At 69.7% G+C, this 26,022-nt stretch carries 29 protein-coding genes; 12 read left to right on the top strand and 17 right to left on the bottom strand.

The window, feature by feature from the left end; all coding sequences use genetic code 11:
- Positions 1–14 precede the first annotated feature (14 nt).
- The 3 genes from VNJ48_RS05920 to VNJ48_RS05910 are packed head-to-tail and all read left to right on the top strand — an operon-like array spanning position 15 to position 2,256.
- Positions 15–938 carry a DMT family transporter gene (locus VNJ48_RS05920; protein ID WP_325600057.1) on the top strand — a complete coding sequence of 308 codons (924 nt, stop codon included), beginning with the start codon at positions 15–17 and terminating at the stop codon, positions 936–938.
- 28 nt (positions 939–966) lie between these two features.
- A complete protein-coding gene (locus VNJ48_RS05915; RefSeq protein WP_325600055.1) occupies positions 967–1,770 on the top strand; it encodes a discoidin domain-containing protein in 804 nt (267 codons plus the stop codon).
- A 6-nt stretch (positions 1,771–1,776) separates the two neighbouring features.
- Positions 1,777–2,256: a GNAT family N-acetyltransferase gene (locus VNJ48_RS05910; protein ID WP_325600053.1), complete on the top strand. Its 480-nt coding sequence runs from the start codon at positions 1,777–1,779 to the stop codon at positions 2,254–2,256.
- On the opposite strand, the gene VNJ48_RS05905 is transcribed toward VNJ48_RS05910, so the two are convergent.
- From VNJ48_RS05905 to VNJ48_RS05895, 3 genes are all read right to left on the bottom strand, one after another.
- Entirely contained in the window at positions 2,253–3,245 is a 993-nt protein-coding gene (locus VNJ48_RS05905; protein ID WP_325600051.1) for a threonine aldolase family protein, read from the bottom strand. The genes VNJ48_RS05910 and VNJ48_RS05905 overlap by 4 nt on opposite strands.
- Positions 3,242–4,555 (bottom strand): class II 3-deoxy-7-phosphoheptulonate synthase, encoded by a 1,314-nt coding sequence (locus VNJ48_RS05900; RefSeq protein WP_325600209.1) that lies wholly within the window; start codon positions 4,553–4,555, stop codon positions 3,242–3,244. Before VNJ48_RS05900 ends, VNJ48_RS05905 begins: the two co-directional genes overlap by 4 nt.
- A gap of 101 nt (positions 4,556–4,656) precedes the next feature.
- The gene (locus VNJ48_RS05895) at positions 4,657–6,105 is read right to left on the bottom strand and encodes an APC family permease (RefSeq protein ID WP_325600049.1); all 1,449 of its coding nucleotides are present in this window, start codon (positions 6,103–6,105) and stop codon (positions 4,657–4,659) included.
- Between the two features lie 119 nt (positions 6,106–6,224).
- On the opposite strand from VNJ48_RS05895, the gene VNJ48_RS05890 reads away from it, so the two are divergent.
- On the top strand, positions 6,225–6,689 hold the full coding sequence (locus VNJ48_RS05890; protein ID WP_325600047.1) for a hypothetical protein: 465 nt from the start codon (positions 6,225–6,227) through the stop codon (positions 6,687–6,689).
- Here the strand turns inward: VNJ48_RS05890 and VNJ48_RS05885 are convergent, their stop codons facing one another.
- Positions 6,690–7,718 (bottom strand): 6-phosphofructokinase, encoded by a 1,029-nt coding sequence (locus VNJ48_RS05885; RefSeq protein WP_325600045.1) that lies wholly within the window; start codon positions 7,716–7,718, stop codon positions 6,690–6,692.
- Positions 7,719–7,754: 36 nt separating this feature from the next.
- Positions 7,755–8,906, bottom strand: a complete 1,152-nt coding sequence (locus tag VNJ48_RS05880) for a glycosyltransferase family 87 protein (protein WP_325600043.1) — start codon at positions 8,904–8,906, stop codon at positions 7,755–7,757.
- A 108-nt stretch (positions 8,907–9,014) separates the two neighbouring features.
- Between VNJ48_RS05880 and VNJ48_RS05875 the strand changes: the two genes are divergently transcribed.
- Positions 9,015–9,326 carry a hypothetical protein gene (locus VNJ48_RS05875; RefSeq protein ID WP_325600041.1) on the top strand — a complete coding sequence of 104 codons (312 nt, stop codon included), beginning with the start codon at positions 9,015–9,017 and terminating at the stop codon, positions 9,324–9,326.
- Positions 9,327–9,341: 15 nt separating this feature from the next.
- Here VNJ48_RS05875 and VNJ48_RS05870 read toward each other — a convergent pair whose 3' ends face one another.
- Genes VNJ48_RS05870 through VNJ48_RS05860 form a run of 3 tightly spaced genes read right to left on the bottom strand, consistent with a single transcriptional unit; the run spans position 9,342 to position 12,005 of the window.
- A complete protein-coding gene (locus VNJ48_RS05870; RefSeq protein WP_325600039.1) occupies positions 9,342–10,247 on the bottom strand; it encodes an NAD-dependent epimerase/dehydratase family protein in 906 nt (301 codons plus the stop codon).
- Positions 10,244–11,236 carry a glycosyltransferase family 2 protein gene (locus VNJ48_RS05865; protein WP_325600037.1) on the bottom strand — a complete coding sequence of 331 codons (993 nt, stop codon included), beginning with the start codon at positions 11,234–11,236 and terminating at the stop codon, positions 10,244–10,246. Before VNJ48_RS05865 ends, VNJ48_RS05870 begins: the two co-directional genes overlap by 4 nt.
- A 28-nt stretch (positions 11,237–11,264) precedes the next feature.
- Positions 11,265–12,005 carry a class I SAM-dependent methyltransferase gene (locus VNJ48_RS05860; protein ID WP_325600036.1) on the bottom strand — a complete coding sequence of 247 codons (741 nt, stop codon included), beginning with the start codon at positions 12,003–12,005 and terminating at the stop codon, positions 11,265–11,267.
- Between the two features lie 54 nt (positions 12,006–12,059).
- Between VNJ48_RS05860 and VNJ48_RS05855 the strand changes: the two genes are divergently transcribed.
- Positions 12,060–12,881, top strand: a complete 822-nt coding sequence (locus VNJ48_RS05855; protein WP_325600034.1) for a DUF1028 domain-containing protein — start codon at positions 12,060–12,062, stop codon at positions 12,879–12,881.
- Here VNJ48_RS05855 and VNJ48_RS05850 read toward each other — a convergent pair.
- Positions 12,865–13,461, bottom strand: a complete 597-nt coding sequence (locus tag VNJ48_RS05850; RefSeq protein ID WP_325600032.1) for a class I SAM-dependent methyltransferase — start codon at positions 13,459–13,461, stop codon at positions 12,865–12,867. The genes VNJ48_RS05855 and VNJ48_RS05850 overlap by 17 nt on opposite strands.
- Before the next feature lie 67 nt (positions 13,462–13,528).
- Between VNJ48_RS05850 and glpK the strand changes: the two genes are divergently transcribed.
- Positions 13,529–14,998: a glycerol kinase GlpK gene (gene glpK / locus VNJ48_RS05845; RefSeq protein ID WP_325600030.1), complete on the top strand. Its 1,470-nt coding sequence runs from the start codon at positions 13,529–13,531 to the stop codon at positions 14,996–14,998.
- 21 nt (positions 14,999–15,019) lie between these two features.
- Here the strand turns inward: glpK and VNJ48_RS05840 are convergent, their stop codons facing one another.
- Genes VNJ48_RS05840 through VNJ48_RS05810 form a run of 7 tightly spaced genes read right to left on the bottom strand, consistent with a single transcriptional unit; the run spans position 15,020 to position 20,331 of the window.
- Positions 15,020–15,910 carry a hypothetical protein gene (locus tag VNJ48_RS05840; protein ID WP_325600028.1) on the bottom strand — a complete coding sequence of 297 codons (891 nt, stop codon included), beginning with the start codon at positions 15,908–15,910 and terminating at the stop codon, positions 15,020–15,022.
- Complete coding sequence (locus tag VNJ48_RS05835; RefSeq protein WP_325600026.1) at positions 15,907–16,362, bottom strand: GNAT family N-acetyltransferase; 456 nt, start codon at positions 16,360–16,362, stop codon at positions 15,907–15,909. The genes VNJ48_RS05840 and VNJ48_RS05835 overlap by 4 nt, the downstream gene beginning before the upstream one ends.
- A complete protein-coding gene (locus VNJ48_RS05830) occupies positions 16,359–17,237 on the bottom strand; it encodes an arylamine N-acetyltransferase family protein (RefSeq protein WP_325600024.1) in 879 nt (292 codons plus the stop codon). The genes VNJ48_RS05835 and VNJ48_RS05830 overlap by 4 nt, the downstream gene beginning before the upstream one ends.
- Positions 17,221–17,880, bottom strand: coding sequence for a response regulator transcription factor (locus VNJ48_RS05825; protein ID WP_325600022.1), 660 nt, complete (start codon positions 17,878–17,880; stop codon positions 17,221–17,223). Before VNJ48_RS05825 ends, VNJ48_RS05830 begins: the two co-directional genes overlap by 17 nt.
- A gap of 36 nt (positions 17,881–17,916) precedes the next feature.
- Positions 17,917–18,435: a flavin reductase family protein gene (locus VNJ48_RS05820; RefSeq protein WP_325600020.1), complete on the bottom strand. Its 519-nt coding sequence runs from the start codon at positions 18,433–18,435 to the stop codon at positions 17,917–17,919.
- A 16-nt stretch (positions 18,436–18,451) separates the two neighbouring features.
- Positions 18,452–19,546 carry a MacS family sensor histidine kinase gene (macS, locus tag VNJ48_RS05815; RefSeq protein WP_325600018.1) on the bottom strand — a complete coding sequence of 365 codons (1,095 nt, stop codon included), beginning with the start codon at positions 19,544–19,546 and terminating at the stop codon, positions 18,452–18,454.
- A 44-nt stretch (positions 19,547–19,590) separates the two neighbouring features.
- Positions 19,591–20,331, bottom strand: a complete 741-nt coding sequence (locus VNJ48_RS05810; protein WP_325600016.1) for a lysophospholipid acyltransferase family protein — start codon at positions 20,329–20,331, stop codon at positions 19,591–19,593.
- Positions 20,332–20,392: 61 nt separating this feature from the next.
- On the opposite strand from VNJ48_RS05810, the gene VNJ48_RS05805 reads away from it, so the two are divergent.
- The 3 genes from VNJ48_RS05805 to VNJ48_RS05795 are packed head-to-tail and all read left to right on the top strand — an operon-like array spanning position 20,393 to position 22,869.
- Positions 20,393–21,160, top strand: a complete 768-nt coding sequence (locus VNJ48_RS05805) for an alpha/beta hydrolase (protein WP_325600014.1) — start codon at positions 20,393–20,395, stop codon at positions 21,158–21,160.
- 22 nt (positions 21,161–21,182) lie between these two features.
- Positions 21,183–21,599: a hypothetical protein gene (locus tag VNJ48_RS05800; RefSeq protein ID WP_325600012.1), complete on the top strand. Its 417-nt coding sequence runs from the start codon at positions 21,183–21,185 to the stop codon at positions 21,597–21,599.
- Positions 21,600–21,642: 43 nt separating this feature from the next.
- On the top strand, positions 21,643–22,869 hold the full coding sequence (locus VNJ48_RS05795) for a TIGR00300 family protein (protein ID WP_325600010.1): 1,227 nt from the start codon (positions 21,643–21,645) through the stop codon (positions 22,867–22,869).
- Here VNJ48_RS05795 and VNJ48_RS05790 read toward each other — a convergent pair.
- The gene (locus VNJ48_RS05790) at positions 22,854–23,831 is read right to left on the bottom strand and encodes an ROK family protein (protein ID WP_414689918.1); all 978 of its coding nucleotides are present in this window, start codon (positions 23,829–23,831) and stop codon (positions 22,854–22,856) included. The two genes, VNJ48_RS05795 and VNJ48_RS05790, sit on opposite strands and share 16 nt — an antisense overlap.
- A gap of 235 nt (positions 23,832–24,066) precedes the next feature.
- Here VNJ48_RS05790 and VNJ48_RS05785 point away from each other — a divergent pair, with 235 nt between their 5' ends.
- Complete coding sequence (locus VNJ48_RS05785) at positions 24,067–24,468, top strand: TadE/TadG family type IV pilus assembly protein (protein ID WP_325600006.1); 402 nt, start codon at positions 24,067–24,069, stop codon at positions 24,466–24,468.
- 11 nt (positions 24,469–24,479) lie between these two features.
- Positions 24,480–25,676 (top strand): pilus assembly protein TadG-related protein, encoded by a 1,197-nt coding sequence (locus tag VNJ48_RS05780; protein WP_325600004.1) that lies wholly within the window; start codon positions 24,480–24,482, stop codon positions 25,674–25,676.
- Positions 25,677–26,022 lie beyond the last annotated feature (346 nt).

Genomic DNA, 26,022 nt, shown 5'->3' with positions numbered 1-26,022 from the left:
CCTAGGCTCCGCCGGTGAGCACGGCCATCCCGACTGCGACCACGGCGGCCCAGCAGCGGCGTACCACCCTGCTGGCGGCGATGGCGCTCCTGGCGATGACCGCGTGCTGGGGCTCGACGTTCTTCCTGATCAAGGACCTCATCGACCGGGTCCCCACCCTCGACTTCCTGGCTGTCCGCTTCGCCATCGCCGCGGCGGCCATGCTGGTGGTGGCGCCGACGGCGATCGCTCGCCTCTCCCCTGCCGTGCGCCGGCACGCCGTCGTGCTGGGGATGTTGTACGGCGTCGCGCAGATCCTGCAGACGTCAGGTCTCGCGCAGACGCCGGCCAGCGTCAGCGGGTTCATCACCGGCATGTACGTCGTGTTCACGCCGTTGTTCGCCGCCGCCATCCTGCACACCCGGATCGGTGCGCTGACCTGGGCCGCGGTGGGGTTGGCCACGGTTGGTCTGGGTGTCCTCACCCTGGGCGGCTTCAGTCTCGGGTACGGCGAGGCGATCACGCTCGTCGCGGCGGTGCTCTACGCCTTGCACATCGTCGGCCTCGGTGCGTGGTCGACGCCGCTCGATGCCGTGGGCATGTCGATCCTCCAGATCATCGTGATCGCCGCCGTCTGCTTCGTGGCGACCGTGCCCGACGGGATCGTGCTGCCGCACACGGGACGGGACTGGCTCTCGGTGCTCTACATGGCGATCTTCGCGGGCGCGCTGGCGATGCTCGGGCAGACCTGGGCCCAGGCCCACCTGGCGCCGACGCGGACCGCGATCATCATGAGCATGGAGCCGGTCTTCGCGGCGACCTTCGCAGTGGCGCTCGGCGGCGAGGGGATCACGGCGCGGCTGCTGGTGGGCGGGACGATGGTGCTCACCGCGATGGTGGCCGTCGAGCTCGTCCCGCGCCGGCACGTCGAGGCCGAGGTCACCCATATCGCGGTCTGAGGGAGGCGGACGGCCGTAGTCTTGCGCCGTGACGACCTGTGTGCGCTGTGGCCACGAGCTGGGGATCGGGCGGTTCTGTCTGAACTGCGGCCACCCCGTCGATGAGCCCCTGCCCGCACAGGAGGCACGCCTCACCACGCTGCACGAGGAATCCTCCCCCGACCGGCCCGATCTCGGGAGCCCGTCGTGGGTGCCATGGGCGGTCGGGGCCAGCCTGCTGCTGATGGTCCTGGGGGTCCTGGCGGTGCTGGCGGCCTTCCTCGGTGGTGACGACGACCCCGCGGAGGGCGTGGCGACGGAGCCGCGGCAGACGAGCACCGAGAGCGAGGCTCCGCCGGCCGAGACCATCGACCTCACCAGCACGGTCAGGGTCAAGGCGCCGCCCGCCGCACCGCCCACCACCGACCTGGACGGCCGGCTCGTCAGCTACGGCCCCCGGCGCATGCTCGACGGGGAGCCGGCAACGGCGTGGCGCACCGCCGGTGACGCGACCGGCCAGACGATCACGTTCTCCCTGCGGGAGGCCACCACCATCCGCCGGGTCGGGCTGGTCAACGGCTACGCCCGGAAGGTGCCCAGCGGGACAAGCCTGGTCGACTGGTACCCCAACAACCGGCGCATCACCCTGGTGGAGTGGATCTTCGACGACGGCACCTCGGTGCAGCAGGAGCTCCGGGAGAAGCCGAAGCTGCAGCGCCTCACGATCGACCCGGTGACGACCACGACCGTGCAGCTGCGCGTGCTCGCGGTGACTGCCCCCGGTGCCGGTGTGCTGGGGCGCGACTACACGGCCATCAGCGACGTCCTCCTTGCGGGCGCCCCGGCTGCGTGATCGTCCGTGCCTCGCACCGTCATCGCCGCCATCGTCGACACGGACCAACGGGCTGCGGCGACGGAGATCTGGATCGCAGCCCGGAGCGCTGCTGGACGAGCACCGTCGCCAGGCAGGCGGGCGCGGGTCGCCCAGAAGCTGGTCTCGAGCGACGTGGCGTTGCTTGCGACGTACGGATCCACGCCTGCCGGCATGGTCGTGGCCGAGCCCTACCTCGACGCCCACGGCATCGACGCGACGTGCGGTCACATCGCGATGGTGTTCGTGCACCCGGCCCACTGGGGCAGCGGCATCGGCGGATCGCTGCTCCGTGCGCTGCAGGCGCCGGCCGAGGGCCGGGACTGGACCCGGCTGAGTGTGTGGACCCGCGCCGACAACCAGCGAGCTCTCCGCCTCTACCGCTCGAGCGGGTTCGTCGACACCGGTGAGCGGGCCTCCCTCCACGAGGGCGACCAGATCAACCGACTGGAGTGGCGGAGGCCCTAGAGGCGGCTGAGGATCGCCGCGGCCTCGTCGGCGTCGGCCTTCGACACGTCGAGGTGCGTCACGAGGCGTACGACGCGTGGACCCAGTGCCGCGGTCCGCACCCCTGCATCGGCTGCTGCCGCCACGAACTCGGCCGCGTCCGGTCGTGGGACCACCACGATGTTGGTGTCCACGCCCGCCGGGTCGACGCCGCACGCCTCGGCCAACAGCTTCGCGTGATCGTGGTCCTCGGCCAGCCGCTCGAGGTGGCGGTCGAGGGCGTGCAGGCCCGCTGCGGCCAGGATGCCGGTCTGACGCATCCCGCCGCCCAGTCGCTTGCGCCATACCCGCGCGTCTGCGATCGCGTCCGCCGAGCCCACCATCAGCGAACCGACCGGCGCGCCCAGGCCCTTCGAGAGACAGACGGCGAGCACGTCGGCCACGGCGCCGTAGTCGCGGAAGGACGTGCCGGTCGCGACGTGCGCGTTCCAGATGCGAGCACCGTCGAGGTGGACTGCGACCCCGACCTCGTCGGCCCACGTCCGCAGGCCCTGCAGATCGGCCAACGGCAGCACGGCGCCGCCGGCGAAGTTGTGGGTGTTCTCCACCGACACGGCCGCCGTCGGCACCAGGAACGGGCCCATGTCGGGTGCGTACATCTCGGTGATCGCCGCCAGGTCGATCTGGCCGCGGTGACCGGTCCAGGTGCGCATGGTCAGGCCGGTGATCGCGCCGTGGGCGCCCAGCTCCGCCCGGGCGATGTGCGCTGAGGACTCGCAGAGCACCTCCTGGCCAACGCGCACGAGGGAGCGGACCGCGAGCACGTTGGCGAGCGAGCCGGTCGGGGTGAAGAGCGCCGCCTCGTGCCCGAACATGGCCGCGACCCTCTCCTCGAGGGCCTTGGTCGTCGGGTCCTCGCCGTAGACGTCGTCGCCGACCTCCGCGTCCGCCATCGCGGACCGCATCGCGGCGGTCGGGGTGGTGAGGGTGTCCGAACGCAGGTCGATCATCGCGTGCGGAGCATCTCCGACACGAGGAACGCCAGCTCGAGCGACTGGACGCGGTTCAGGCGCGGGTCAACGACTGACTCGTAGCGGTGCGCGAGGCCGATCTCGTCGATCTCCTCGCCACCCCCGACGATCTCGGTGACGTCGTCGCCGGTCATCTCGACCATCATCCCGCCGGGCACGGTGCCCAGCGCGCGGTGGACGTCGAAGAACCCCTGGATCTCATCGAGCACGTCGTCGAAGCGCCGGGTCTTGTAGCCCGTCGAGGCCTCGAACGTGTTGCCGTGCATCGGGTCGCTGACCCACGTGACCTGGACGCCCTCGGCGGTGACCTTCTCGACGAGCGGCGGCAGGCCGTCACGGATCTTCTCCGCGCCGAAGCGGGTGATGAAGGTGAGGCGGCCCTGCTCGTTGTCCGGATTGAGCCTGGCGGCCAGACCCAGGGCGTCGTCGGCCGTGGCGCTCGGGCCGAGCTTGCAGCCGATCGGGTTGCGGATGTTGCTGAAGTACTCGACGTGGGCGCCGTCGAGCTGGCGGGTGCGTTCGCCGATCCACACCATGTGGGCGGACACGTTGTAGGGCAGCCCGGTCCGCGAGTCGATGCGGGTCATGGCGTGCTCGTAGTCGAGCAGCAGCGCCTCGTGGCTGGAGTGGAAGTCGACGCGGTGGAACTCGTCCGGGTCTGCGCCGATGGCCTTCATGAAGGTCAGGGCGCGCTCGATCTCGCCAGCCACCAGCTCGTAGCGTTGGGCGTACGGCGACTCGCGCACGAAGTCGTTGTTCCAGGTGTGGACCTGGCGCAGGTCGGCGAAGCCACCGGTGACGAAGGCACGGACAAGGTTGAGCGTCGCGGCCGAGGCGTTGTAGACGTCGACGAGTCGCTGGGGGTCGGGGATGCGCGACTCGGGGGTGAAGTCGAAGCCGTTGACCGCGTCGCCGCGGTAGGCGGGCAGGGTCACCGGACCATCAGGCGTGGTGCGGGTCTCGAGGTCGCTGGAGCGTGGCTTGGCGTACTGCCCGGCAAGCCGGCCGATCTTCACCACCGGCACCGAGGCGGCGTACGTCAGGACCACCGCCATCTGCAGCAGCACCCGCAGCTTGTTGCGGACGTTGTCGGCCGTCACCTCGGCGAAGGTCTCCGCGCAGTCGCCGCCTGCGAGCAGGAACGCCTCACCGCGGCCGACGGCCGCGATCTTGGCCTTGAGCTCGTCGCACTCGCCGGCGAACACCAGAGGCGGCGACCGCCGCAGCTTCGCGACGGCGGCGGCGACGGCGTCGGCGTCGGGGTAGTTCGGCTGCTGGACAGGGCGCATGGCGTGCAGCTGCTCGAGGGTGGGGATGCTCACTGCTCAAGAGTACGGGCGGGGCGCGCTCCATCCCGACTCGCGACCGGTGAGCGGGATTGCACCGCCAGCTACTTCTCCAAGTGCTCGATGTCGCGGAAGCCCGTCTTCTTCGCGCGGCCGCCACGGTTGACCAGCCAGGTGATCACCCACAGCACGAGCCCGACGGCCATCATCAGCCCGGCGATCTTGTACTGCTCCATGTCGGCGCGCGCCCACGGGCCCGCCAGGAAGGCGCAGCTGATCGCTCCCAGCACGGGCAGGAAGGTCGGGGCCCGGAAGTGGTCGTGGTCAACCGGCTGCTTGCGCAGCACCAGCACCGCGATGTTGACCACGGTGAAGACGCACAGCAGCAGGAGCGCAGTGGTCCCGCCCAGCAGGGTGACGTTGGCGAGGCCGTCGTCGGACCCGCTGGCCCGGACGACGTAGATGATCAGGCCGAAGGAGAGCAGCGTGGTGAAGAGGATCGCGACCCACGGCGTACGACGCTCGGGGTGCACCTTGCCCAGGGAGCGCGGCAGCACGTCCTGGTTGGCCATGCCGTAGAGCAGGCGGCTGGCCATCAGCATGTTGATCAGGGCCGAGTTGGCCACCGCGAACATCCCGATGAACGGGAAGATCTTGTCGAAGGGCAGGTCGGGTGCTCCGGCTGCGACGACCTGGTTGAGCGCTGGCCCGAGCTCGACGTTGGTCAGGTCGCCGACCGGCACCAGCGCGACCGCTGTGATCGAGACCAGGATGTAGATGACGCCGGTGATGCCCAGGCCGGTCAGCATCATCTTGGGGAAGTCGCGGATCGGGTTCTCGCACTCCTCGGCCATGTTGACCGAGTCCTCGAAGCCGACCATCGCGAAGAAGGCCAGGGACGTGGCCGCAGTGATCGCGAGGAAGGTGCCCTTGTCGCTGGGGCTGTCGAAGACCATCACCCGCGAGAAGTCGGCGTTGCCCTGGGTGACGGCGTACATGCCGATGAAGATGATCAGCAGCAGGCCGGACAGCTCGACCATCGTCAGCACGACGTTGGCCTTGACGCTCTCGCTGACGCCGCGGAAGTTGATCGCCGCGACCAGGGCCATGAAGCCCAGTGCGATGAACATCAGCCCCGTGCCACCGGGCGCCAGGTCCAGCGAGAAGCCGGCGCTGAAGAAGCCGGCGAACGCGTTGGAGGCCGTCGAGGCCGAGGTGATCCCGGACGACATCACGGCGAAGGCGATCAGGAACGTCACGAAGTGGATGCCGAAGGCCTTGTGGGTGTACAGCGCCGCCCCGGCCGCCTGGGGGTACTTCGTGACGAGCTCGAGGTAGGAGAAGGCGGTGATGGTGGCGACGAGGAAGGCGGCCAGGAAGGGCGCCCACGCCGCTCCACCGACCTCACCCGCGACCGAACCCGTGAGCGCGTAGACCCCGGTGCCCAGGATGTCCCCGACGATGAACAGGAGGAGCAGCTTGGGTCCCATCACCCGCTTGAGCTCGTGCTGCCCGTCCTGGTGGTCGCGATCGACACTGCTGCTGGTGGACATGGCCAACCCTCTCCCGGTGTGATGAAGTGCACTCACTCTGGCCTTGCCGATGAGTGAAGGCAAGGACCCCGAAGGAGGGGATCGCGTTCGGCAGGCCTCCGGACACCTAGGGTCCGCCCATGAGGTTCTTCCGCCGCACCGATCCGCCTGCGGCTTCGATCCTCCCGTCCGAGCGAGGCGACTGCGCGTGCTCGGAGCACATCGAGGACCTGCGCGGCGAGGTCGTGACTCCCGCGCCGACCCGCCAGTTCGCCTACGCACCGTTCACCGTGGGTGAGCTCCTGGACGGGCGTGAGCTGGGTGTCCGGCCCGTCGAGGCGCAAGGGAGGTGGCTGGACCTCCATGGGTCCCGCGAACGCATCGGCCCGTTCCACTTCACCCTGTGGGTCAGCGACGGGGCGACAATCGCGTACGCCGATGACGCAACCCTCCAGATGGATGCTGCGATCCGCGATCAGCCGGGCGTGGAACTCGTGGAGTGGGAGGACCGCGAGGTCTTCCACGTCTCGGCTCCGACACTGTGCGCGGACGGCGTCCTGGCTGCCGCCGCGCGGGCCCTGATGGACCCGCGCGTCAAGCAGTGATCAGCCGAAGAAGACTTGGGCCTCAGCGTATTCCGCCTCGCTGACGAGCTTGAGCTCGCCGGTGCCCTCGATGAGCGGCAGCCGCTCGATCCGGGTGCCCTTCAGCGCCATCATCGTGCCGAAGTCGCCCTCCGCGACCGCGTCGATCGCCTGCAGCCCGAAGCGCGTCGCCAGCCATCGGTCGAAGGCGGTCGGCGTGCCACCACGTTGGATGTGGCCGAGGACGACGGCGCGCGCCTCCTTGCCGGTGCGGGCCTCGATCTCGCTGGCGAGCCGGTCACCGATGCCCCCCAGACGGACGTGACCGAAGGCGTCCTTCTCCCCCGACACGAGCGTCATCTCGCCGCCCGTGCGCGGAACGGCCCCCTCGCTCACGACGATGATCGGGGCGTACTGGCTCTCGAACCGGGTCTGCACGCGATTGCAGACGTCCTCGATGTCGAAGGGCTGCTCGGGGATCAGCACCATGCTGGCGCCACCTGCGATGCCGCTGTGCAACGCGATCCAGCCTGCGTGCCGGCCCATCACCTCCACCACGAGCACCCGGTGGTGCGACTCCGCGGTCGTGTGCAGCCGGTCGATCGCCTCCGTGGCGACGTTGACGGCCGTGTCGAAGCCAAAGGTGAAGTCGGTGCCCGACAGGTCGTTGTCGATGGTCTTGGGGACACCCACCACCTTCACGCCGAGGTCCGCGAGCTTGGTGGCCACACCCAGCGTGTCCTCGCCGCCGATGGCGACGAGGGCGTCGACGCCGTCCTTGGCGAGGTTGGCCCGGATCTGCTCGACGCCGTTGTCCAGCTTGAAGGGGTTGGTCCGGCTCGAGCCCAGGATCGTGCCGCCGCGGGGCAGGATCCCGCGGCACTGGGCGATGCCGAGCTCCATCGTGAGGCCCTCGAGGGGCCCCTTCCAGCCGTCGCGGTAGCCGACGAAGTCGAAGCCGTGCGTCGTCACGCCCTTGCGGACGACCGCGCGGATCACCGCGTTGAGTCCTGGACAGTCGCCGCCTCCGGTGAGCACTCCGACGCGCATGTTCTCTCCTCATCGCTGGATTTGATCGATCAAACCCTAGTCACGCCGCGGCCCCGGGAGAAGAGAAACACGCCGCCGATATTCCTGCGCCCCAGGTTCGGAGCGAGGGTCACTGTCTCGGGTTGCCCAGACGAGGATCACCACGGTCACCACTCCGGCGTAGTAGATCCGCCACGGAGAACCGAAGTTCTCCTGGAACGGCGTTGCCCAGAAAGCAAGGGGGAGGAGCCAGCCTGCGCTGAAACGGGGGCTGCGGATCGCGATCGGGACATACAACAACAAGAAGTAGTGCAACCACAGGATCGGGGTGAGGACGAAGCACGCGCCGATCACCATCGCGAACGACCTCAGGTCGGAGCCTCTCCTGCCGGCACGCCAGGCCCAGGCCAGCAACGCCACGCCGAGGCACACGGCGACGACGCGCGCAGCCGCCGCCGCCATCCCGGCTGACATGGCCGCTGCTACGACCGAATAGCCGTCCGCCTGCTCCACCCGAGCAAGCACACTCAGCAGCTCCGGATATTCCTTCATGCCCGCGAACCCGATGACGGCCCAACTCGCCAGCACCAGGCCAAGGGTGAGGACGACAGCGATTCCAACGGCTCGGACTCTCCGCGTCGCCAGCAACCAGATGCCTAACGGCCAGAAGAAGACCTTCGCCACCACGACGAGGGCGAATGGGACGGCAGCGTAGGTCGAGTCACGAAACCGCCACACCAGAGCGACACCGAGGACGAGCAGGGGCGTGATCGCACCTAGACGCACGTCATGAAGCAACAGGATCGAGGCGAGCGTTGCCCCGTGGCAACGCCAGTCGCGGACGCCCAGAGCGAGCAGGGCTGCAGCCATGGCGAGCAGAAGGAGAGCGGTCATGACGCCAGCGGCCCACGGGTAGGGCATCACCCCGAGAGGGATGGACAACAACGCCGGCAGCGGCGGATAGACGAACTCGTCGCCTGGCGCCACACCGTCAGCCGTTGCCGGCGGGTAAGGATTGCGCCCAGCCACGATGTCCCGCGAGGCCTCCCACAAACTGCCATGGAAGTCGAAACCGTACTGCTGGCCTGCTGTCGACACGACGATCATGACCAACAGCGAGATGGGGAGCACCCCGAGCAGCAGGATCTGCACGGCCTGCATAGCGTTTTGGTCGGCACGCGTGCTCGCGGACTTCGGGACGTCGATCACAGTCGAGACCGTAGTCGAACCGTCTCCAACCCTCGTCACGCCGCGGCGCCGTGGGAAGGGGCCGCGTCAGTCCGCTGCGGTCACCGCGTCCGCCACTACGGTACGGCCATGGAGTTCGGATTCGTGCGCCTCGTTGCGGCTCTGCTGGTGCTGTGGATGGCGTTGGAGGTCAAGTTCACAGCGGTCGACACACGCCTGGCTCGCATGGAGCGGCTGCAACAGCGCATCGCCGAGCACCACGGCATGGTCCTGGTCGATCCTCAGCTCGAACCCGTCCGGGCGCTGCTCATCGGTCCCGGGCGCAAGCGCAACCGCCTCGCGGCCATCAAGAAGTACCGCGAGATCACCGGGGCCGATCTGGCCACGGCGAAGGCCGCCGTGGACCGCATCGACCGCGGTGAGCCTTCAAGCCCTCACTAAGGTCGACTCGACGACCTACGCCAGGGGACCCGATCGCATGTGCACGCTCAGGTCGTCGACCGTCGCCCGAAGCCCCACCAGGAACGGGGTCTGAGCAACGCTGTCCAGGTCGGCCCACGTGGTCGAACGGAGACGTAGGTCCATGACCTGGCTACTGGCACCGCGAATGACGATGTGAGGACGTCGACGGAAGGCCCGTGTCGATTCGCCGATGACTGATCCCACCGAACGAGACTGGCCCGAGGCGAGGATCTTCACCACGACCCGACCCGACTCCATGAGCGCGGCCCGGTCGAGACAGCTCACCACCAGCTCAGCAGCATCCCGGACGAAGATGTAGTCCCGCAGGCTGTCCATGGCGGCATAGACCTGGAGGGGTTGTTGGGTCAGGTGGGTGACGCACAGCTGGGACACCAGCCCTTGGTTCTTCGTCAGGTCCTGTCCCGGGCCGTAGAGATTGGCGATGCGGCCGAGAACCACCCTGCTGCCCCGCTCGGCCAGCTCCGCGGCTGTTCCTTCCATCGCCAGCTTGGCTCGCCCGTACGGCGAGAGCGCGCCCACCGCCGATGTCTCCGAGAACGGCGCACGGTCCGGAGACCCGGCATAGACACCCCCAGCCGAGGAGGCGAGGAACATCGCCGACGGAGGGTCTCGCAGGCCCGCCAGCAGCGTGTGGAAGGTCAGGACCTCCTGTGTGAGCTCATCCTCGGGCGTGGCGATGACTCCAGCGCCCGCGGTCCACGCGAGCTGCCATGCCTCGTCCGTCGCGGCCGCGCGCTCGCAGGCACGCCGGAGCGCCCGGACGGCAGCTCCGGGGTCCTCCCACGGCACGTCGACCGTCTGGACCGCGCGCTTGCGTCTCGCCAGTGACCCGATGACCGCGCGGCCGAGCAGGCCCCGACCGACAACCAGGGTCGTCACAGCGAGGAGCGCTCCGCGCCCTCGCGCCCCAGCGGACCGTCCGCACGATCACGCACCATGAGGAACAGGGGCTTGCCCAGCGCCATGTTCACTGCCACGCCGACGTATTCGGCGACGATGCCCAGCGCGGTCAGGGTCACGCCCGAGCTGATCAGCGAGACGACCATCACCGACGCCCATCCCGCAACCGGGATGTCGCCGAAGATCCTGATGCCGACCACCACGAGCGCCAGCGCGAAGCCCAGGGCCGCGAACAGCAGCCCGATGCCGCTCACGACGCGCAGGAGCCGGGTCCCCCCGGTGAGCACCATCCGTCGATAGTGCGACAGCAGCGAGGGTATGCGGTAGCCGGATGGGCGGCCCTCGGTCGCAAGCGTGACGGGCGAGGTCGTGACGGTTCGAGCGACCCAGCCGAGCGCCACGTCCAGGTACACCCCGGGACCCGCGTAGGCCGCGACGCTCCGCGCCACGTCGCCGAGCATGAGTCGATAGCTGTTGTATCGCAGCGCATCGGCGTTGCCCGTCATGAGGCGCAGGGAGCGCTTGGCCAACCAGGACGCAGCGTTGCGGACCAACCCGTGGGGCCGCCTGTTCACCGGCGCTGCGTACACCACGTCTGCCCGCTCACCCATGGCCGTGTCGAGCATCCCTCCCAAGGCGCGGGGGTCGTGCTGGCCGTCCTCGTCGAGCGTGGCGACCCAGTCCCCACCAGAGCTCGACATCCCGGCGAGGGTGGCGGCGTGCTGCCCGAAGTTGCGGCTGAGCCAGATCGGCCGGATCCAGTCGTGGGCAGCCGCCAGACGGCGTATGAGGTCGTCGGAGTTGTCGACGCCGCAGTCATGGACCAGGACGACTTCCGCGACCCTCGCTTGTCGTCCCTCGGGCGTGGAGAATCCCTCGGTCAGTGGCGCGATCGCCTCGATGAGAGAGGGCAGGCATTCCTCGCCGTTGAAGACAGGAATGACGATCGACAGCGTGTGTTCGTCCATGGTCACGGTCTGGGCCTCTTCCTCAGCGTCACTGCGTGTCCGGCTTCTTCGCCGCGACGACCACGGACGAGCCGAAGGGAAGATCCCACCTGCTCAGGATCCGTCTGTCGAGCGAGGAGAGCCCCATCAGCAGCTGTTCGGTCCTCGGGTGCACGACAGGGAGGGCGGGCACCCCTTCTGCCGGAGAGTCGCGGGGTCCGCGGCGGCGTTCGGTTGCCCGCCGCCGTAGTCGATCTGCGGCGAACATCGGAAACGTCCCGGCGAAGGCGTAGGTGGCGCGGAGGACCTGGAACCCTTGGGCTGACAACGCGGCCACCGCTCGCCGCTTGGTGTAGCGCCGGTGGTGCTGGTTGTGGTCGTCGTGGCTCGTCCACGCCCACTCGTAGGCCGGGACGCTCATGAGCAGCCGGCCGCCGGGGACCAGCACGCGGCTGATCTCGGCGAGGACCCGTTCCTCCGGGTCGCAGTGCTCGACGACGTCGAACGCCGCTACGACGTCGAACGAGGACGCGGCGAACGGCAGGTCCATGGCCGAGGCCTGAACGTCCCCGGGTCGGAGTCCGCGGGGATCGACGTCCATGCCGACACGGAACCCGCGGTCCCTCAACCAACCCACGCTGGGGCCGTCGGCGCTGCCGACGTCGAGGATGCGGGGCCGGGCACCCGGCGCTGAGACGTAGTCCTGCAGCGTCGCCGACAGCAGTTCTGATCTCGCTCGGTACCACCAGTACTCGGGGTGCTCGAGAGACGGTGAACCGGCATCTGACACCGCGCCATCGTGTCATGCCGGGCAGGCCGAGGGTGCCCTACTAGGGTCGGCGCCATGACCTTTTCCATCGTGGCCCGCTCCGACGACGGAGAGTCGTGGGGGGTGGCGGTCGCCTCCAAGTTCCTGGCCGTCGGCTCCGCCGTCCCGGCGGCGGTGGCGGGCGTCGGAGCCATCGCCACCCAGGCCGACGCCAACGTGTCCTACAAGTTCCTCGCCCTCGCGCACCTCGACGACGGCGCGACCGCACCGATCGCCCTGGAGCGCCTGCTTGCCGAGGACGACAAGCGCGACCACCGGCAGGTCGGGATCGTCGATGTCGAAGGCACGGCCGCCAGCCACACCGGTCCCGAGTGCTACGCCTGGGCCGGCGGGCTCACCGGCCCGGGATACGCGATCCAGGGCAACATCCTCGCCGGACCAGAGGTCGTGGAGGCCATCGAGACCGCTTGGCTCTCCTCGACCGGGGACTCCTTGGCCCGGCGCCTGACGCTCGCACTCAAGGCCGGGGACGACGCCGGCGGGGACTCCCGGGGACGCCAGGCGGCCGCGCTGCTGGTGGTCAAGGACGGTGCGGGGTACGGCGGTCTCGACGACGTCGCTGCCGACCTGCGCGTCGACGACCACGCTGACCCCGTTGCCGAGCTGGTCCGGCTCCTCGACCTCAACGACCTCTATCTCACCGCCTCGACCGACGACGAGAAGGTCCCCGTCGACGGCTCCCTGCGCGACAAGCTCAACGAGCGGGCACGAGCCGTTGGGCGGGCGGACTTCCCAGCCTGGGTCGGTGCCGAGAACTACGAGATGCGCGTGGCCGAGGACTTCAGCTGGGTCGACCGGCGAGTCCTCGACATCATCGGCCTCACGCCTCCGGCTTGACCGCCAGCACGTTGAACTCGTTGTAGATGAACGCCTTGCCCGTGAGGCGCGGCAGGGGGAAGCTGCGCCACTTCTCGGGTCGCAGGCCCAGGTCGGTCGCCAGGTCCATCAGGTCCTCCCCGGTCGTCCACCGGACATGGGTGGGGTCAGAGGCGTAGCCGCGCTCCTGCGGGCAGATGAACAGCACCTTGCCTCCCGGACGCAACCACGGCAGGTAGGACTCGACCACCTCGCGCCCCATCTCGGGCGGAAGGTGCTCGATGACGTGGGAGAGCAGCATCCCGTCGAAGTAGTCGGCCCGGCGCTCCGGAGCGGTCTCCCACTCCTCGGTGGTGTAGGCCACGTGACCCGCTGCCCGGGCGATCGCGACGGAGGTGGGGTTGTGGTCGACACCCACGGAACCCGCGGGCAAGGTGGGCAGGTTGCGACCGATGCCGCACCCGACGTCGAGGGTCCGGCCCAGGCCCTGCCGACGCAGGTTCCACTGATACGGAGCCTGGACGTTCAGCACCCGCTTCCAAGTGGCGTTCTGCTTGGTCTGCAGTCGTTCGGCGTAGTCCGAGCCCTCCGTGTCGCGCATGCGGAGAACCTACTGGAACGACCGGCCCCAGCGGCGTACGCCCGCAAACTCCCGCTAGGTTGGCTCCATGTCCGTCCTCGCCATCGATGCAGGTACGACGGGAGTCACCGCCGTCGTCGTCAGCCCCCAGGGCCACGTCGTCGCCAAGGGCTACCAGGAGTTCTCCCAGCACTTCCCCCGGCCCGGGTGGGTGGAGCATGCGCCGGAGGAGATCTGGCAGGCCACCCTCGAGGCGACCCGGGAGGTGCTGACCAAGGTCGACGCCAGCGAGCTCACCGCGATCGGCATCACCAACCAGCGCGAGACGATCGTCCTGTGGGACCGCGAGACGCTCGGGTCCCCGAGGCGCGCGATCGTGTGGCAGGACCGTCGTACGGCCGACATCTGCACCCGCCTGCGCGACCAGGGGCACGAGGAGCGGGTCAGCGAGCTGACCGGACTCCGGCTCGACCCCTACTTCTCCGGCACCAAGCTGATGTGGCTCGCGGAGCACGAGCCCCACACCTGGGCGCTCGTCCAGTCCGGCCGCTACGCCGTGGGGACCGTCGACTCCTACCTCATCGCCCGGATGACCCGCGGCACGTGGCACGTCACCGACGTCTCCAACGCGTCACGCACCCTGCTCTTCGACCTCGAGGCCGGGGACTGGTCCGACGAGCTGTGCCAGCTCTTCGGCGTACCCCGCGACGCGCTCCCCGACCTCGTTCCCAACTGGGGCGAGGTCGCGCCCACCGAGCCCTCGGTGTTCCTCGGCCTGTCACTGCCCATCGCGGGCATTGCCGGTGACCAGCAGTCGGCGCTCTTCGGCCAGACCTGCTTCGACGTGGGCGACTCGAAGTGCACCTACGGCACCGGGTCCTTCATCCTCACCAACACCGGCACCACCGTCCAGCGTTCCGACGCCGGGCTGCTCAACACCGCCGCCTGGCGGTCGCCGGACGGCACCCTCACCTACGCCAACGAAGGGGCCATCTTCGTCACCGGCGCCGCCGTGCAGTGGTTGCGGGACGGTCTGCAGATCGTGGGCTCCGCGGCAGAAACCGAGGCCGTCGCCTCCACGGTGGACGACACCGGCGGTGTCGTGTTCGTGCCCGCCCTCACCGGGCTCGGTGCCCCCCACTGGGACCCGCACGCCCGCGGGCTGATCATCGGCATCACCCGCGGCACGACCCGCGCCCACATCGTCCGGGCGACGCTGGAGGCCATCGCCTTCGAGGTGCGCGACGTGCTCGAGACCATGCCCGAGATCACGTCCTTGCGGGTCGACGGCGGCGCTGCCGCCAACGACTTCCTGTGCCAGATCCAGGCCGACCAGGTCGGGCTGCCGGTCGAGCGCCCCGAGATCGTCGAGACCACAGCGTTGGGCGCGGCCTTCCTCGCCGGTCTGGGGACGGGCCTGTGGGAGTCGACCGAGGCGTTGCGCGAGACCTGGTCGCTCGACCAACGTTTCGAGCCACGAGCCGACCGGGCCGCGGCGGACCAGGCGCACGAACGCTGGAAGGACGCCGTCGAGCGGTCGAAGGGCTGGGCGGTCTAGCCCAGGGTCTAGCTCTCGGGCCTAGCCGGGCAGCCGGGCGAGCGCCGCCTCGGCCCTGGCCAGCTGGGTCTCCGTCTCGGCCAGTGCATCCTCGGCCTCCGACTTCACGTCCTCGGCGTCGACGAGCTCGTCGTCGTTCTCCTCGAGGTCGCTCTCCAGCTGGGCGATCCGGCCCTTGAGCTCATCCACCTCCGCCTGGAGCTGGAGTGCACGTGCTTGCAACGCATCGACGTCCGCGACAGCGGCCGCCAGCGCCTCGCGTGCGGCGTCGACCTCGGCGCGGGCATCCTTCACGACGCGGGCAGCGGCAGCCCTGGCCTTCTCGTCCGCCTCGGGGTCGGGCACGACGTGCAGCTCGGGCCGCGGGGGCGGGGTCGCATCGCGAGGAGCTGCGGCGAACCCCAACGCCTCGGGCACGGCCAGCGCCGCCGCGACGTCGACCTCGTCGACCCCCGTGGCGCTCAGGGCGGCGACCAGCAGTCCACTGCGAACTGCCGCCGCCGCGCCCTCGTCGACCATCGCCGCCGTCAGCGTGGCTTCCACCTGGTCGGCCACGGCCTGGGTGACCTTGACGCCCTCCTCGTGGGCCAGCCCGCGAGCCTGGGTGGTGACGGCCGCGGTCAGCTGCCGGCGCTGACGGGTCAACGCCCGGAGCTCCTCGCCGTCGAGGTTGGCCTGGGCCTCACGCAGGGCGGCTCCCACTGCGAGCACCTGCTCCACCTGCGGAGCGTCGCGGCGGACGAGCAGGTTGACGACCCACGCCGCGAGCGACGGCTTCTTCAGTGCCTTGACCCGGGCCGCGAAGGACGTGTCGGCCTTGTGCTCCTTTGCCGCGGCGTCTCGCGCCGGCGTGAAGTCAGCCAGGGGCAGCGAGTAGAGCTCGTCGGCCAGGTCGAGGAGCGGGTCGGTCACGCTCGCGATCCTACGAGCGCATACTCGAGCTCCGTGGGGTGTGGCACCCACGGGCACTCCTGCTCCACACCGGTCGGCCGCCAGCCCAGGTGCTCGTAGAGCCCACGTGCCCGGCGGTTGGCAGCGAGCACCCACAGGCGGACCACCCCGTGATGCACGGCTCGCCGGACGCCGGCCGTCGCCAGCCCGGTCCCCCACGCGTCCGGGTGCACCGCGAGATGACGCAACGACTCTGCGTCGTAGGCCGCGAACGCGAGCAACCCGTGGTCGCCGTCGACCACCTCGGTGACCACCTCTGGGTCGTCGAGCACCAGCGCCCACCTGCTCAGCACGCCAGCGTAGGGAAACGGCAGCTCGCCAAACACGTGCGCCAGGCCGACGAGGTTCGCGTCGCGCTCTAGATCAGTCAGCGGACCCGCGTCATCCGGGGTCGCCCTTCGCCAATCGATCACGGGCGTCCCGCCGCGTCCCACGCCTCGTGAGCCGCGCGAGTTCGCGTCCACAGGGTCTGCCACTCTGGCTCGGAGACGTCGGCGACGGACAGGGCGAGGCGTTCGAAGGCGGCGCGCCACTCGGCGTACGTCGTCAGCTCGGTGGTGGTGCTGTTGTCGGCGGTGACCTCGTGCAACAAGCAGCCGCGCAGGGTCAGGCAGACGGGACCCTCGCGACGCTGGACCACAAGCACCCTGCGGAACGGCGAGTCGGGCAACGTGCTCAGGCGGACGTGCGCATCCTGGACCGCGATCGGGTCGCTGGCTCGCGACGTAGCGACGACTCCGGCGAAGACCCCGGCCGGGTCATGGCGGAAGGTCCAGGCGGCAGGTCCGCTCGGGCGACCTGCGGCCTGGGCGCCGTAGCCGGCACCGATTTCGTAGCGGAAGCCGTCGTCGACGTGCTCTCCGCGCACGAGAGGCAACGGTTCGGCGAAGCCGTCGCCGAGACCAGCGTCGACCCACCAGTGGCCCCCGGGGTTGTCGTCGGTGGGCAGCCCGCTGGCCACCAGGATCAGATGATTGAGAGCATCGCCCAGCTGGTCGCCCGGATCGGTCCAGACATGGCCATGACGGCGGCTGACCGTGAACCCGAGGTCGGTGAGCAGCGCCTGGAAGGCGGTGTTCTGCTGGAAGCAGTAGCCCAGTCGTTCACCCCTGGCGACGCGATGCGCGCTGGTCTCCACGTCGTCGGGGCGGCCGAGCTGGATCGACAGGTTGTCATAAGGGATGCGCTCGACGTGAGCGCGCTGGAGCCGTCGGAGCGAGTGCACACTGGGCTCTGGACGGTCGGCGAAGCCGAGTCGCTGGAGATAGGCCTCAGTCGTCGTCATCATCGTCGAGGCCGTGCTCGATCGCCCACCGTGTCAGCTGCACCCGGTTGTTCATCTGGAGCTTGCGCAGCGTGTTCTGCACGTGGTTCTGCACGGTGCGGTGGGAGATGACCAGGCGCTCGGCGATCTGCTTGTAGCTCATCCCCTTCGCCACCATCTTGAGGATCTCCGTCTCGCGCTCGGTCAGCTCGTCACGAGGATCCGTGGCCGGACCGTCTGCGATCCGGCGGAACTCTCCGAGCACGAGCCCCGCCAGGCCGGGGGTGAAGACGGTGTCGCCGGCCGCCACGCGGCGTACGGCGTCGAGGAGCTCCTCCCGGGACGCGGACTTCACGAGGTAGCCCGTGGCACCGGCCTTGACCGCCTCGAGGACATCGGTCTGCTCCCCCGACGCGGAGAGGATGAGCACGCGCGCCGACGGGTCGTGCTGCAGCACCTGCGCAGTCACCTCGACCCCGTTGGGACCGGGGATCTGCAGGTCGAGCACGACGACCTGGGGACGGGCCGCAGGGAAGCGCGCCAGTGCCTGGTGGCCGTCGGCGGCGACTGCCACGACGTTGAAGCCAGCGGCGAGCAGGTCGCGCTCCACGGCGTCGCGCCACATCGGGTGGTCGTCGACGACCATGATCCGGATCGGCTCACTCATGCGGCTGACCCTAGTGTGCGGCACCGTCCCCGGGCATCACACGTGGTGGGAGTAGCGGCCACGCCTGTGCTGGAGTGCGTCGTCGAGCACGCCGATGGTCGCGAACTCGATCCGGCAGGTCACCTCGAGCGACCACCCGAGCTCACGAACATCCTGCACGACGCACTCCGCCCACGTCTCGGCGTCAGCGAGACGGGGGCCGTACGCCGAGTCGACCCAGTCCGCCGCAGCGAAGAGGCCACCCGGCGCAGGCATCTGCCCGCCGAACTTCTCGGCCAGGTCGTGGTGTCGCCACTCCAGCAGCTGCACCAGGCACCGCTCCTGCGTCGAGCCCTGCAACCGCTCCGCGAGGTCCGAGTCGGGATCCAGCAGGCCGACCACGACCGGCGGCTCACCGAGGGCAACCATCAGCGAGGAGACCGTCAGCCCCACGCGACCGGCGCCCGCACCACTGGTCCACAAGGACACCTGGCCGCCCAGGCGCCCCCGCAGCCGACGCGCAGCGTCACGTCCTTCTTCGGGGGTGGCGAACGGATGCTCGGAGTGGATGGTCACGCTTGCCTCGCTCCAGTCATCGCGGGACCGTGAGCTCCCACTCGGTCCCGTGGGGTCCGGTGTCCAGTGTGGCACTGCCTCCCAGGTCCTCGATCCGGCCGCGGATCGACTCGGTGACCCCCATCCGGCCCTCGTCGACCGCGGACTCCAGGCGCCCGGCCGGGATGCCCGGACCGTCGTCGCGCACCGAGACCACGACCTCCTCAGGCATCGCCTCGAGCAGGACCCAGGCGCGCGCCTCGTGGCCCACGTGGTGGGCGACGTTGTCGAGGCAGGCCCCCACGGCAGCGGTGATCTCCTCCGCCACCGTGCTCGGCATGGCGACGGGCACCCCGGGCGTGGCGACTTCGACCCGGAGCCGATGGCTGCTTCCTCGCTCCTCGAGCATCCCCGCCAGGTCGCGCTCGGCTGCGTCCGGAGTGACGGTGCCCTGCTGCCGGATCAACGACCTGAGCGCCCGCTCCTGCTCCCCCGCCAGGCCGGCCAGCTCGGCGAAGTCGGCGTTGTCGGAGCCGGTCCCGCGCCGTTGCACCAGGGCCAGCACCTGCAGCACACCGTCGTGGACGGCCCGCGCGAGCCGGGTGCGTTCCTCGGCGGCCGCAGCGGCGCGTTCGGCGAGGTCGCGCTCGACGGCCATCCGCTGGAGGGACTCACACATGTAGCCCACGATCGGTCCGCCGATCATCAGCAGGAAGACGTTGCCGTAGTTGGCCTGGTCGATGCTGTCGCGCAGGGTGAGGTCGGTGACCGAGAGGATCGTCGCGGCCGCCAGCCCACCCTTCCAGTGCCAGCGGATCGCCCACGCGAGCAGCGCTCCCATCACCCAGAACCCGGGGATCGTCGCGTTGAAGTCGCTGCCCTTGACCAGGGGCGTGGCCGCGATGGCGCCGACGGCCCACCCGAGGTCGAGGACGAAGAACAGGGTCGTACGCCGACGCGCGCTGCTCGACGCCCAGATCGCGTAGCCCGTCCACGCCACCATGGCAGCGACGACCGCGACGGCCGCCCACGGGTGGTCGTAGTTGTCGCGCCGATAGGTGTTGAGGACGATCACGTTGAGGGTGACCACGACCCGGACCAGCGCCAGCGCCCGGAACAGGCGGTCCGCCACGGCCGTCCCGGCCCGGGAGGCCGCGGCCTCGACGCCGCGAGTGGTCAGGACGCCTTCTTCGCGACGGAGGTGGAGTCCGGCGCGTCGGCCGACCCCGACCCCTTGGCGGCCTTGGCGAGCTCCTTGGCCTTGGAGGCATACATGTCGACGTACTCCTGCTGGGAGAGACGCATGATCTCGTACATGATCTCGTCGGTGATGGCGCGGAGGATGTAGCGGTCGTCCTCCATGCCTTCGTAGCGGGAGAAGTCCAGGGGCGGGCCGAACCGCACTGCCGGCCGGGTCCAGTGGCCGAAGACCTTGCCGCTCGGGGCCACCACGTCGGTCCCCACCACCGCGCACGGCACCACCGGGGCACCCGTCTCCAACGCGAGCCGGGCAACGCCGGTCTTGCCCCGGTAGAGCTTGCCGTCGTGGCTGCGCGTGCCCTCGGGGTAGATGCCGAAGAGCCCGCCTGCGTCGAGGATCTTCTTGGCCGACCTCATCGCCCCTTCCGCGGCGTTGGCCCCGGAACGGTCGATGGGCACCTGCCCGGCGCCGGAGAAGAACTTCTTCTGGAACCAGCCCTTCACCCCGGGGGTCGTGAAGTACTCCGCCTTCGCCACGAAGGTCACCCGCCGGGGCAAGGTCAGCGGCATGAACAGCCAGTCGGCATACGAGAGGTGGTTGCTCGCCAGGATGGCCGGTCCCTGCGCCGGGACGTGGTCCACACCCTCGACCTTGGGACGGAAGACGATGCGCAGGAGGGGCCCGAGAGCGACCGACTTCAAGAACCAATAGAGCACCAGGTGAGCCTAGCGCCGAAACGCTGTCCCCCGACCCCCGCCCGTGGTGCACACTCTCCCCGTGACGACAAACCCTCTGCTGACCGCGATGTCGACCCCCGCCCGTCCCGAGCTGACCGGTGGGCGCCCGATCGGGGCGCTCGTGCTCCACGGCTTCAGCGGCTCGCCGGCGTCCATGCGACCGTGGGCCGAGGACCTCGCCGAGCGCGGCTACGCCGTCGAGATGCCGCTGCTGCCCGGGCACGGCACCAAGTGGCAGGACCTCAACACCGTGACGTGGACGCAGTGGTACGACGAGGCGTCGGCCGCCCTCGATCGCCTCCTCGAGACCTGCGAGACCGCCGTCGTCTGCGCGCTCTCGATGGGCGGCTCGGTGGCGCTCCGGCTCGCGGAGGAGCGCGGCTCGGACATCAGCGGGCTGGTGCTCGTCAACCCCTTCGTCTCCAGCAAGCGCCGGGAGCTCCTGGCGCTGCCCGTCCTCAAGCGGATCCTCCCCGGCCTCAAGGGCATCACCAACGACATCAAGAAGCCCGGCATGGACGAGCTCGGCTATCCCATGCTGCCGCTCAAGGGACTCGCCGAGGTCGTGGCGATGTGGCGGGTCGTCGTCCCGGACCTGCCGCGTGTCACTCAGCCCCTGCTCTACTTCCGCTCCCGCATCGACAACGTCATCGACGAGTCCTCCAGCGCGACGGTCCTGGGGGCGATCAGCTCGACCGACGTCGAGGAGAGGTTGCTGGAGGAGAGCTACCACGTCGCCACCCTCGACCACGACGCCGAGAGGATCCTCGAGGAGTCGGCCGAGTTCATCGCCCGGGTCTGCAGTTGATCCTCCGGCTACCGTTTGTCCCGTGAGCGGGACCGGCGACAGCGAGCGCACGAACGACGAGGACTGGCAGGCCATCGTCGACAACTTCGGCGAGCGCGCCAAGATCGACGAACCCGACCCCGTCGAGCCCGCCCCGGCCCGCTCGTGGTCGGAGGAGGAGCCTGATCCTGCCCCCGACCCTGGGCCCGCTGCGGCGTACGACGAGCCCCGGTTCGTCCCGCCGACGCCGCCCCCGCTCCCCCGCCCGGAGCCCAGGCGCGCGATCGCCTGGGCAGGTGTCTTCGGCGCGCCGGTGCTCGTGCTGGTAGCGCTGCGGATCGACCTGCCGTCGCTCCTCGACTACCTGCTCGTCGCCTGGTTCGTCGGCGGCTTCCTCTACCTGGTGGCCACGATGTCGCGCAGCGGCCGTGAGCCCTGGGACGACGGCTCACGCATCTAGGCACGCTGCCTGCAGTTCCCCGGGCGGCGCTAGTCTCGTCGCCGTGAGCGTGAGCGAGAACGTCGAAGTCACCGGCCACCTGATGGACAGCGGGATCCTCTCCCGCGTCCTCGAGGACATTCGTGAGTACGGCGGGGACTACGTCATCGACCGGTTCGACGTCGGCCACGAGGTCAACGACATCAGCCGGGCCTCCCTCGTGGTGACTGCGGAGGACGACGAGTCGCTCCAGCGCCTGCTGATGCGCCTGCAGACCCGGGGGGTCAACCAGGTCGACCCGGGTGAGGCCTCGGTGAGCCTCGCCGACCAGGACGGGGTCTTCCCCGACGGTTTCTACTCCACGACCAACCTCGCGACCAAGATCCGGCTGGGCGGCAAGTGGCTCGACGTGGAGAACCCGGAGATGGACTGCGGGCTCATCGTGGAGGGTGAGCGCGTCCACACCCTCCCGATGTCGGACGTGCGCGCCGGCATGCAGGTGGTGACCGGCGCCTCCGGCATCAAGGTGATCGTGCCGGTCATCGACAAGGGTGGCGACTCCTTCGGCTTCATGGACTCCGACGTGTCGAGCGAGAAGCCGCAGGCCGTGCTGGTCCGCCAGGTCGCGGACGGGATGCGCGAGGCGCGACAGGCCGGCAAGAAGGTGCTGTGGGTCGGCGGGCCCGGCGTCGTGCACACGGGTGCCGCGCCCGCGATGGTGGCGCTGGTCGACGCCGGCTTCGTCGACGTGCTGTTCGCGGGCAACGCGCTGGCCACCCACGACATCGAGTCGTCGCTCTACGGCACCAGCCTGGGCGTCGACCTGGCGATGGGCCGCGGGGTCGAGCACGGGCACGAGCACCACATCCGCGCCCTCAACACGATCCGCAAGCAGGGCTCGATCAAGGCAGCGGTCGACAACGGTGTGCTGACCGGCGGGATCATGCACGCCCTCGTCAAGCACGACAAGCGGTTCGTCCTCGTCGGCTCGGTCCGCGACGACGGGCCACTGCCCGACGTCTACACCGACGTCATCGAGGGCCAGCGGGCGATGCGCGCCGAGATCGCCGATGTCGGCTTCTGCCTGATGGTCGCCACCATGCTCCACTCCGTGGCGACCGGCAACATCCTGCCTGCGTCCATCCCGCTGGTGTGCGTCGACATCAACCCCGCCACGGTCACCAAGCTGTCCGACCGCGGCTCGAGCCAGGCCAAGGGGATCGTCACCGACGTCGGACTGTTCCTCGAACAGCTCGCTCTCGAGCTGGTCCCGGACTACCGCCGCGCCTGAGCCCGCCGCGCCAGCTCGGCGGCACCGACGAGCCCGGCCTCCGGGCCGAGCAGGGCGGACACCAGCGGTGGTACGTCGCGGTGTGCCGCACCCACCAAGGACCTGAGCAGCGCGTCGCGAGCGGGTCCGAGCAGCCGATCGCCGGCCGCCGAGACGCCGCCGCCGACGACGACGACCTCGGGGTCGAAGGCGGCCACCAGGTTGGCCACGCCGACGCCGAGCCAGTCGCCGACCGAGGCGAATGCCTGCCGCGCGACCAGGTCTCCCATCGCCGCGGCGTCGCTGACCATCGGTCCGGTGAGACGGGCGGTTTCGCCTCCGGTCGCCTCCTCGAGCACCGACGGCTGCTGACCCATGAGCTCGCGGGCGGACCGCACGAGGGCGTTGCCCGACGAGTACTGCTCCCAGCACCCGTTGCCGCCACACTCGCAGGCGCGGCCACCGGGCACGACCTGCATGTGACCGAACTCCCCCGCCATCCCGTTCGCCCCCCGCACGAGCCGGCCTTCCATCACGATCCCACCGCCGATGCCGGTGCCCATGGTCACCATGATCGCCGAGCGGGAGCCGCGCGCTGCGCCATACGTCGACTCGGCCACGGCAGCGCAGTTGGCGTCGTTGTCGAGGACGACCGGTGCCCCCCACCTGTCGCCGAGTCGCCCCTGCACGTCCTCCCCCTGCCACGGCAGGTGCGGTGCGAACATCACCCGACGCCCCGTCACGTCCACGAAACCGGCCGCGGCGACCCCGACGCCCGCGATCGGTGCGCCGGCGGCGGCCTCGAGCACAGCCGCCTCGAGTGCGTCCTCCACGTGCGCGATGTCGACACGGCGGCCGGGCGTGGCCCGGCGGGCAGTGCGGACGACTCGACCGAGGTCATCGACCACACCGGCCAGCACCTTGGTCCCGCCGACGTCGACGCCGATCCAGACGGGGCTCGAGGGTGGCGTCACGTCCCACATCCTGTCGTACCCAGCTGCCCCAGCTGGGTGCACGATGCCCCATGACCCGTCACCAGGCTGGCGCATAGTCCGAACGGACTATGCCGCCCACCGCAAATGGGTCATTTCGGCCCATGGGCCCGTCGGTGGGGCCTGCGGCTCCCTATTCTCGAACTTCACGGGGACAGCAAGGAATCGAAGGGTTGGCATGGGCACGCAGAGACCACAACGTATGCGGCGTGAAGAGCAAGGGGCCGTGGCGGTCGAGTTCGCCCTCGTCATCCCGATCCTTCTGATCGTGGTCTTCGGCATCATCAACCTGGGTTTCGTCTTCGCCCAGCAGATCGCCCTCAGCAACGGCGCCCGGCAGGGAGCGCGCTACGCCGTTGTCGACGACCGCACCTGCACGCAGATCGTGTCCGAGACCAGGAACAGCGCCGAGACGGTTGGCATGACGGCGAGCCAAGTTCCGACCCCGGTCATCTCGCCGACCTGCTCCGGCTCCTCGAAGCCGTGCTCCGGCACCACGGCCGGCACCAACGTCACCGTGACCATGACGCGTTCTGCCACCTGGGCCGTTCCCTTCGCCCCGCTGTTCACCTCCGGAAACGCTCCGACCTTGGTCGGCAAGGGCGTCATGCGCTGTGAATTCAAATGAGGAGAGTTCACATGAGGAAGCGTGACGAGTCGGGCGCCATTGCGGTCGTCGTTGCCGTCCTGACCCTCGCCCTGATGGGCATGTCGGCCTTCGTCGTCGACGTCGGCGCGGCCTACGCCAACAAGCGTCAGCTGCAGACCTCGGCGGACGCCGCCGCGCTGGGCGCAGCAGGGGTCTTCGCGGAACAGCAGTTCCGGCAGTGTGCTGACATCCGCCTGAACGGTCTGACCGCCGCGACGGTCGAAGCCGAGTCCAAGGTCGTTGCGCACCGGTCCTCGCTGTCCCCCGGTGTCCTCACCTCGTTCACCGCCTTGTGCGAGAGCGGTGACCTGGTGGTCAGGACCACCGTGTCCGCCACCAGCCCCAACATCTTCGGCCGGGTCGTCGGTTCGGGGAACGACTACAACATCGTCCGGTCCGCGGCTGCGGTCGTCGAGGCCGGCAACACGGCTCCCCGCCTGCGCCCGATGGCTCTGTGTGCCGCGGACCTTCCCGCTGCCACGGTCCCCGGAACCGCTTTCCGCCTCTTCGCGCCCGGCAACGGCGGCGCAGCGCCGGGATCGTGCCCGATCCCGCCCAACCCCGGCAACTGGTGGACCCTCGACTGCCCCGTCGAGAGCGGCGGGACCGCGGCTCTGGAGGACCAGATCCGCAACGGCTGCTCGACCCCGATCGAGATCATTCCGCTGCAGGGAGCACTCACCGGAGCTGCGCTGAACTCTCACCTAGCCAGCCGCTGCCCCACCGTCGCGACGGCACCGTCCATGTGCTTGAGCGGTGACCCGGGCCAACCCGACAGCGGTCACATCGAGGACGCCTGGCGGGACCTCATCGACCAGGAGCTCACGGTCCCGATCCCTGTGTTCTGCGCTCCGTCGCCCGGGATCTGCGCCACCTCGTCCGTGACGGGCACCGGCACCAACGCCATCTTCCCGGTCCACAAGCTGATCGCGGTCCAGATCTGCGGCTACCACTTCGGCAAGCAGAACACCAGGAAGTACGTCAACAACAGCCTGGCGGGCTGCAGCGGATACAGCGCTGAGACGGGCAGCCTCATGGGAGACAATTCCGACGACGTCTACCTGCTGATGATCGCCCGCAACCTTCAGGTCTCCAACGTGACGGCCGACTCCACCTGCCAGTTGGGCCTCTCCTGCGATGGTGGGCTCCGCCAGGTCCGCATGGTCAGCGGCGGCTTCTCCTACTAGGCATCCGTGTCGCTGATCAGCGTCGTGCGAGGTCGGCGGCGCCGATGAGGCCGGCCCGGTTGCCGAGCTCGGCCCTGCGGATCACAGCCACGCACTCGTGTCCCCGGCTGGTGGCGTGATCTTCGAACGCCGCCCCGTAAGGGCTCCAGGAGCAGGTCCCCCGCCTCGCTGACGCCCCCGATGGCCACCACTGCCGCGTCGAGCACGGCGGCCAGGGACGCGATGCCCTCCCCCAACCCGCGTCCCGAGAACCACGACCCCCCCCAGGGCGACTGCATCGCCGGCCAGGGCTGCCTCGGTGATGAATGGTCCGTCGATCGCTGCGACGACACCGCCGGCACGCTCG

It is taken from the genome of Nocardioides sp., from assembly GCF_035576065.1.
Lineage (GTDB): Bacteria > Actinomycetota > Actinomycetes > Propionibacteriales > Nocardioidaceae > Nocardioides.
This window is presented reverse-complemented; position numbering and strand designations above follow the sequence as displayed.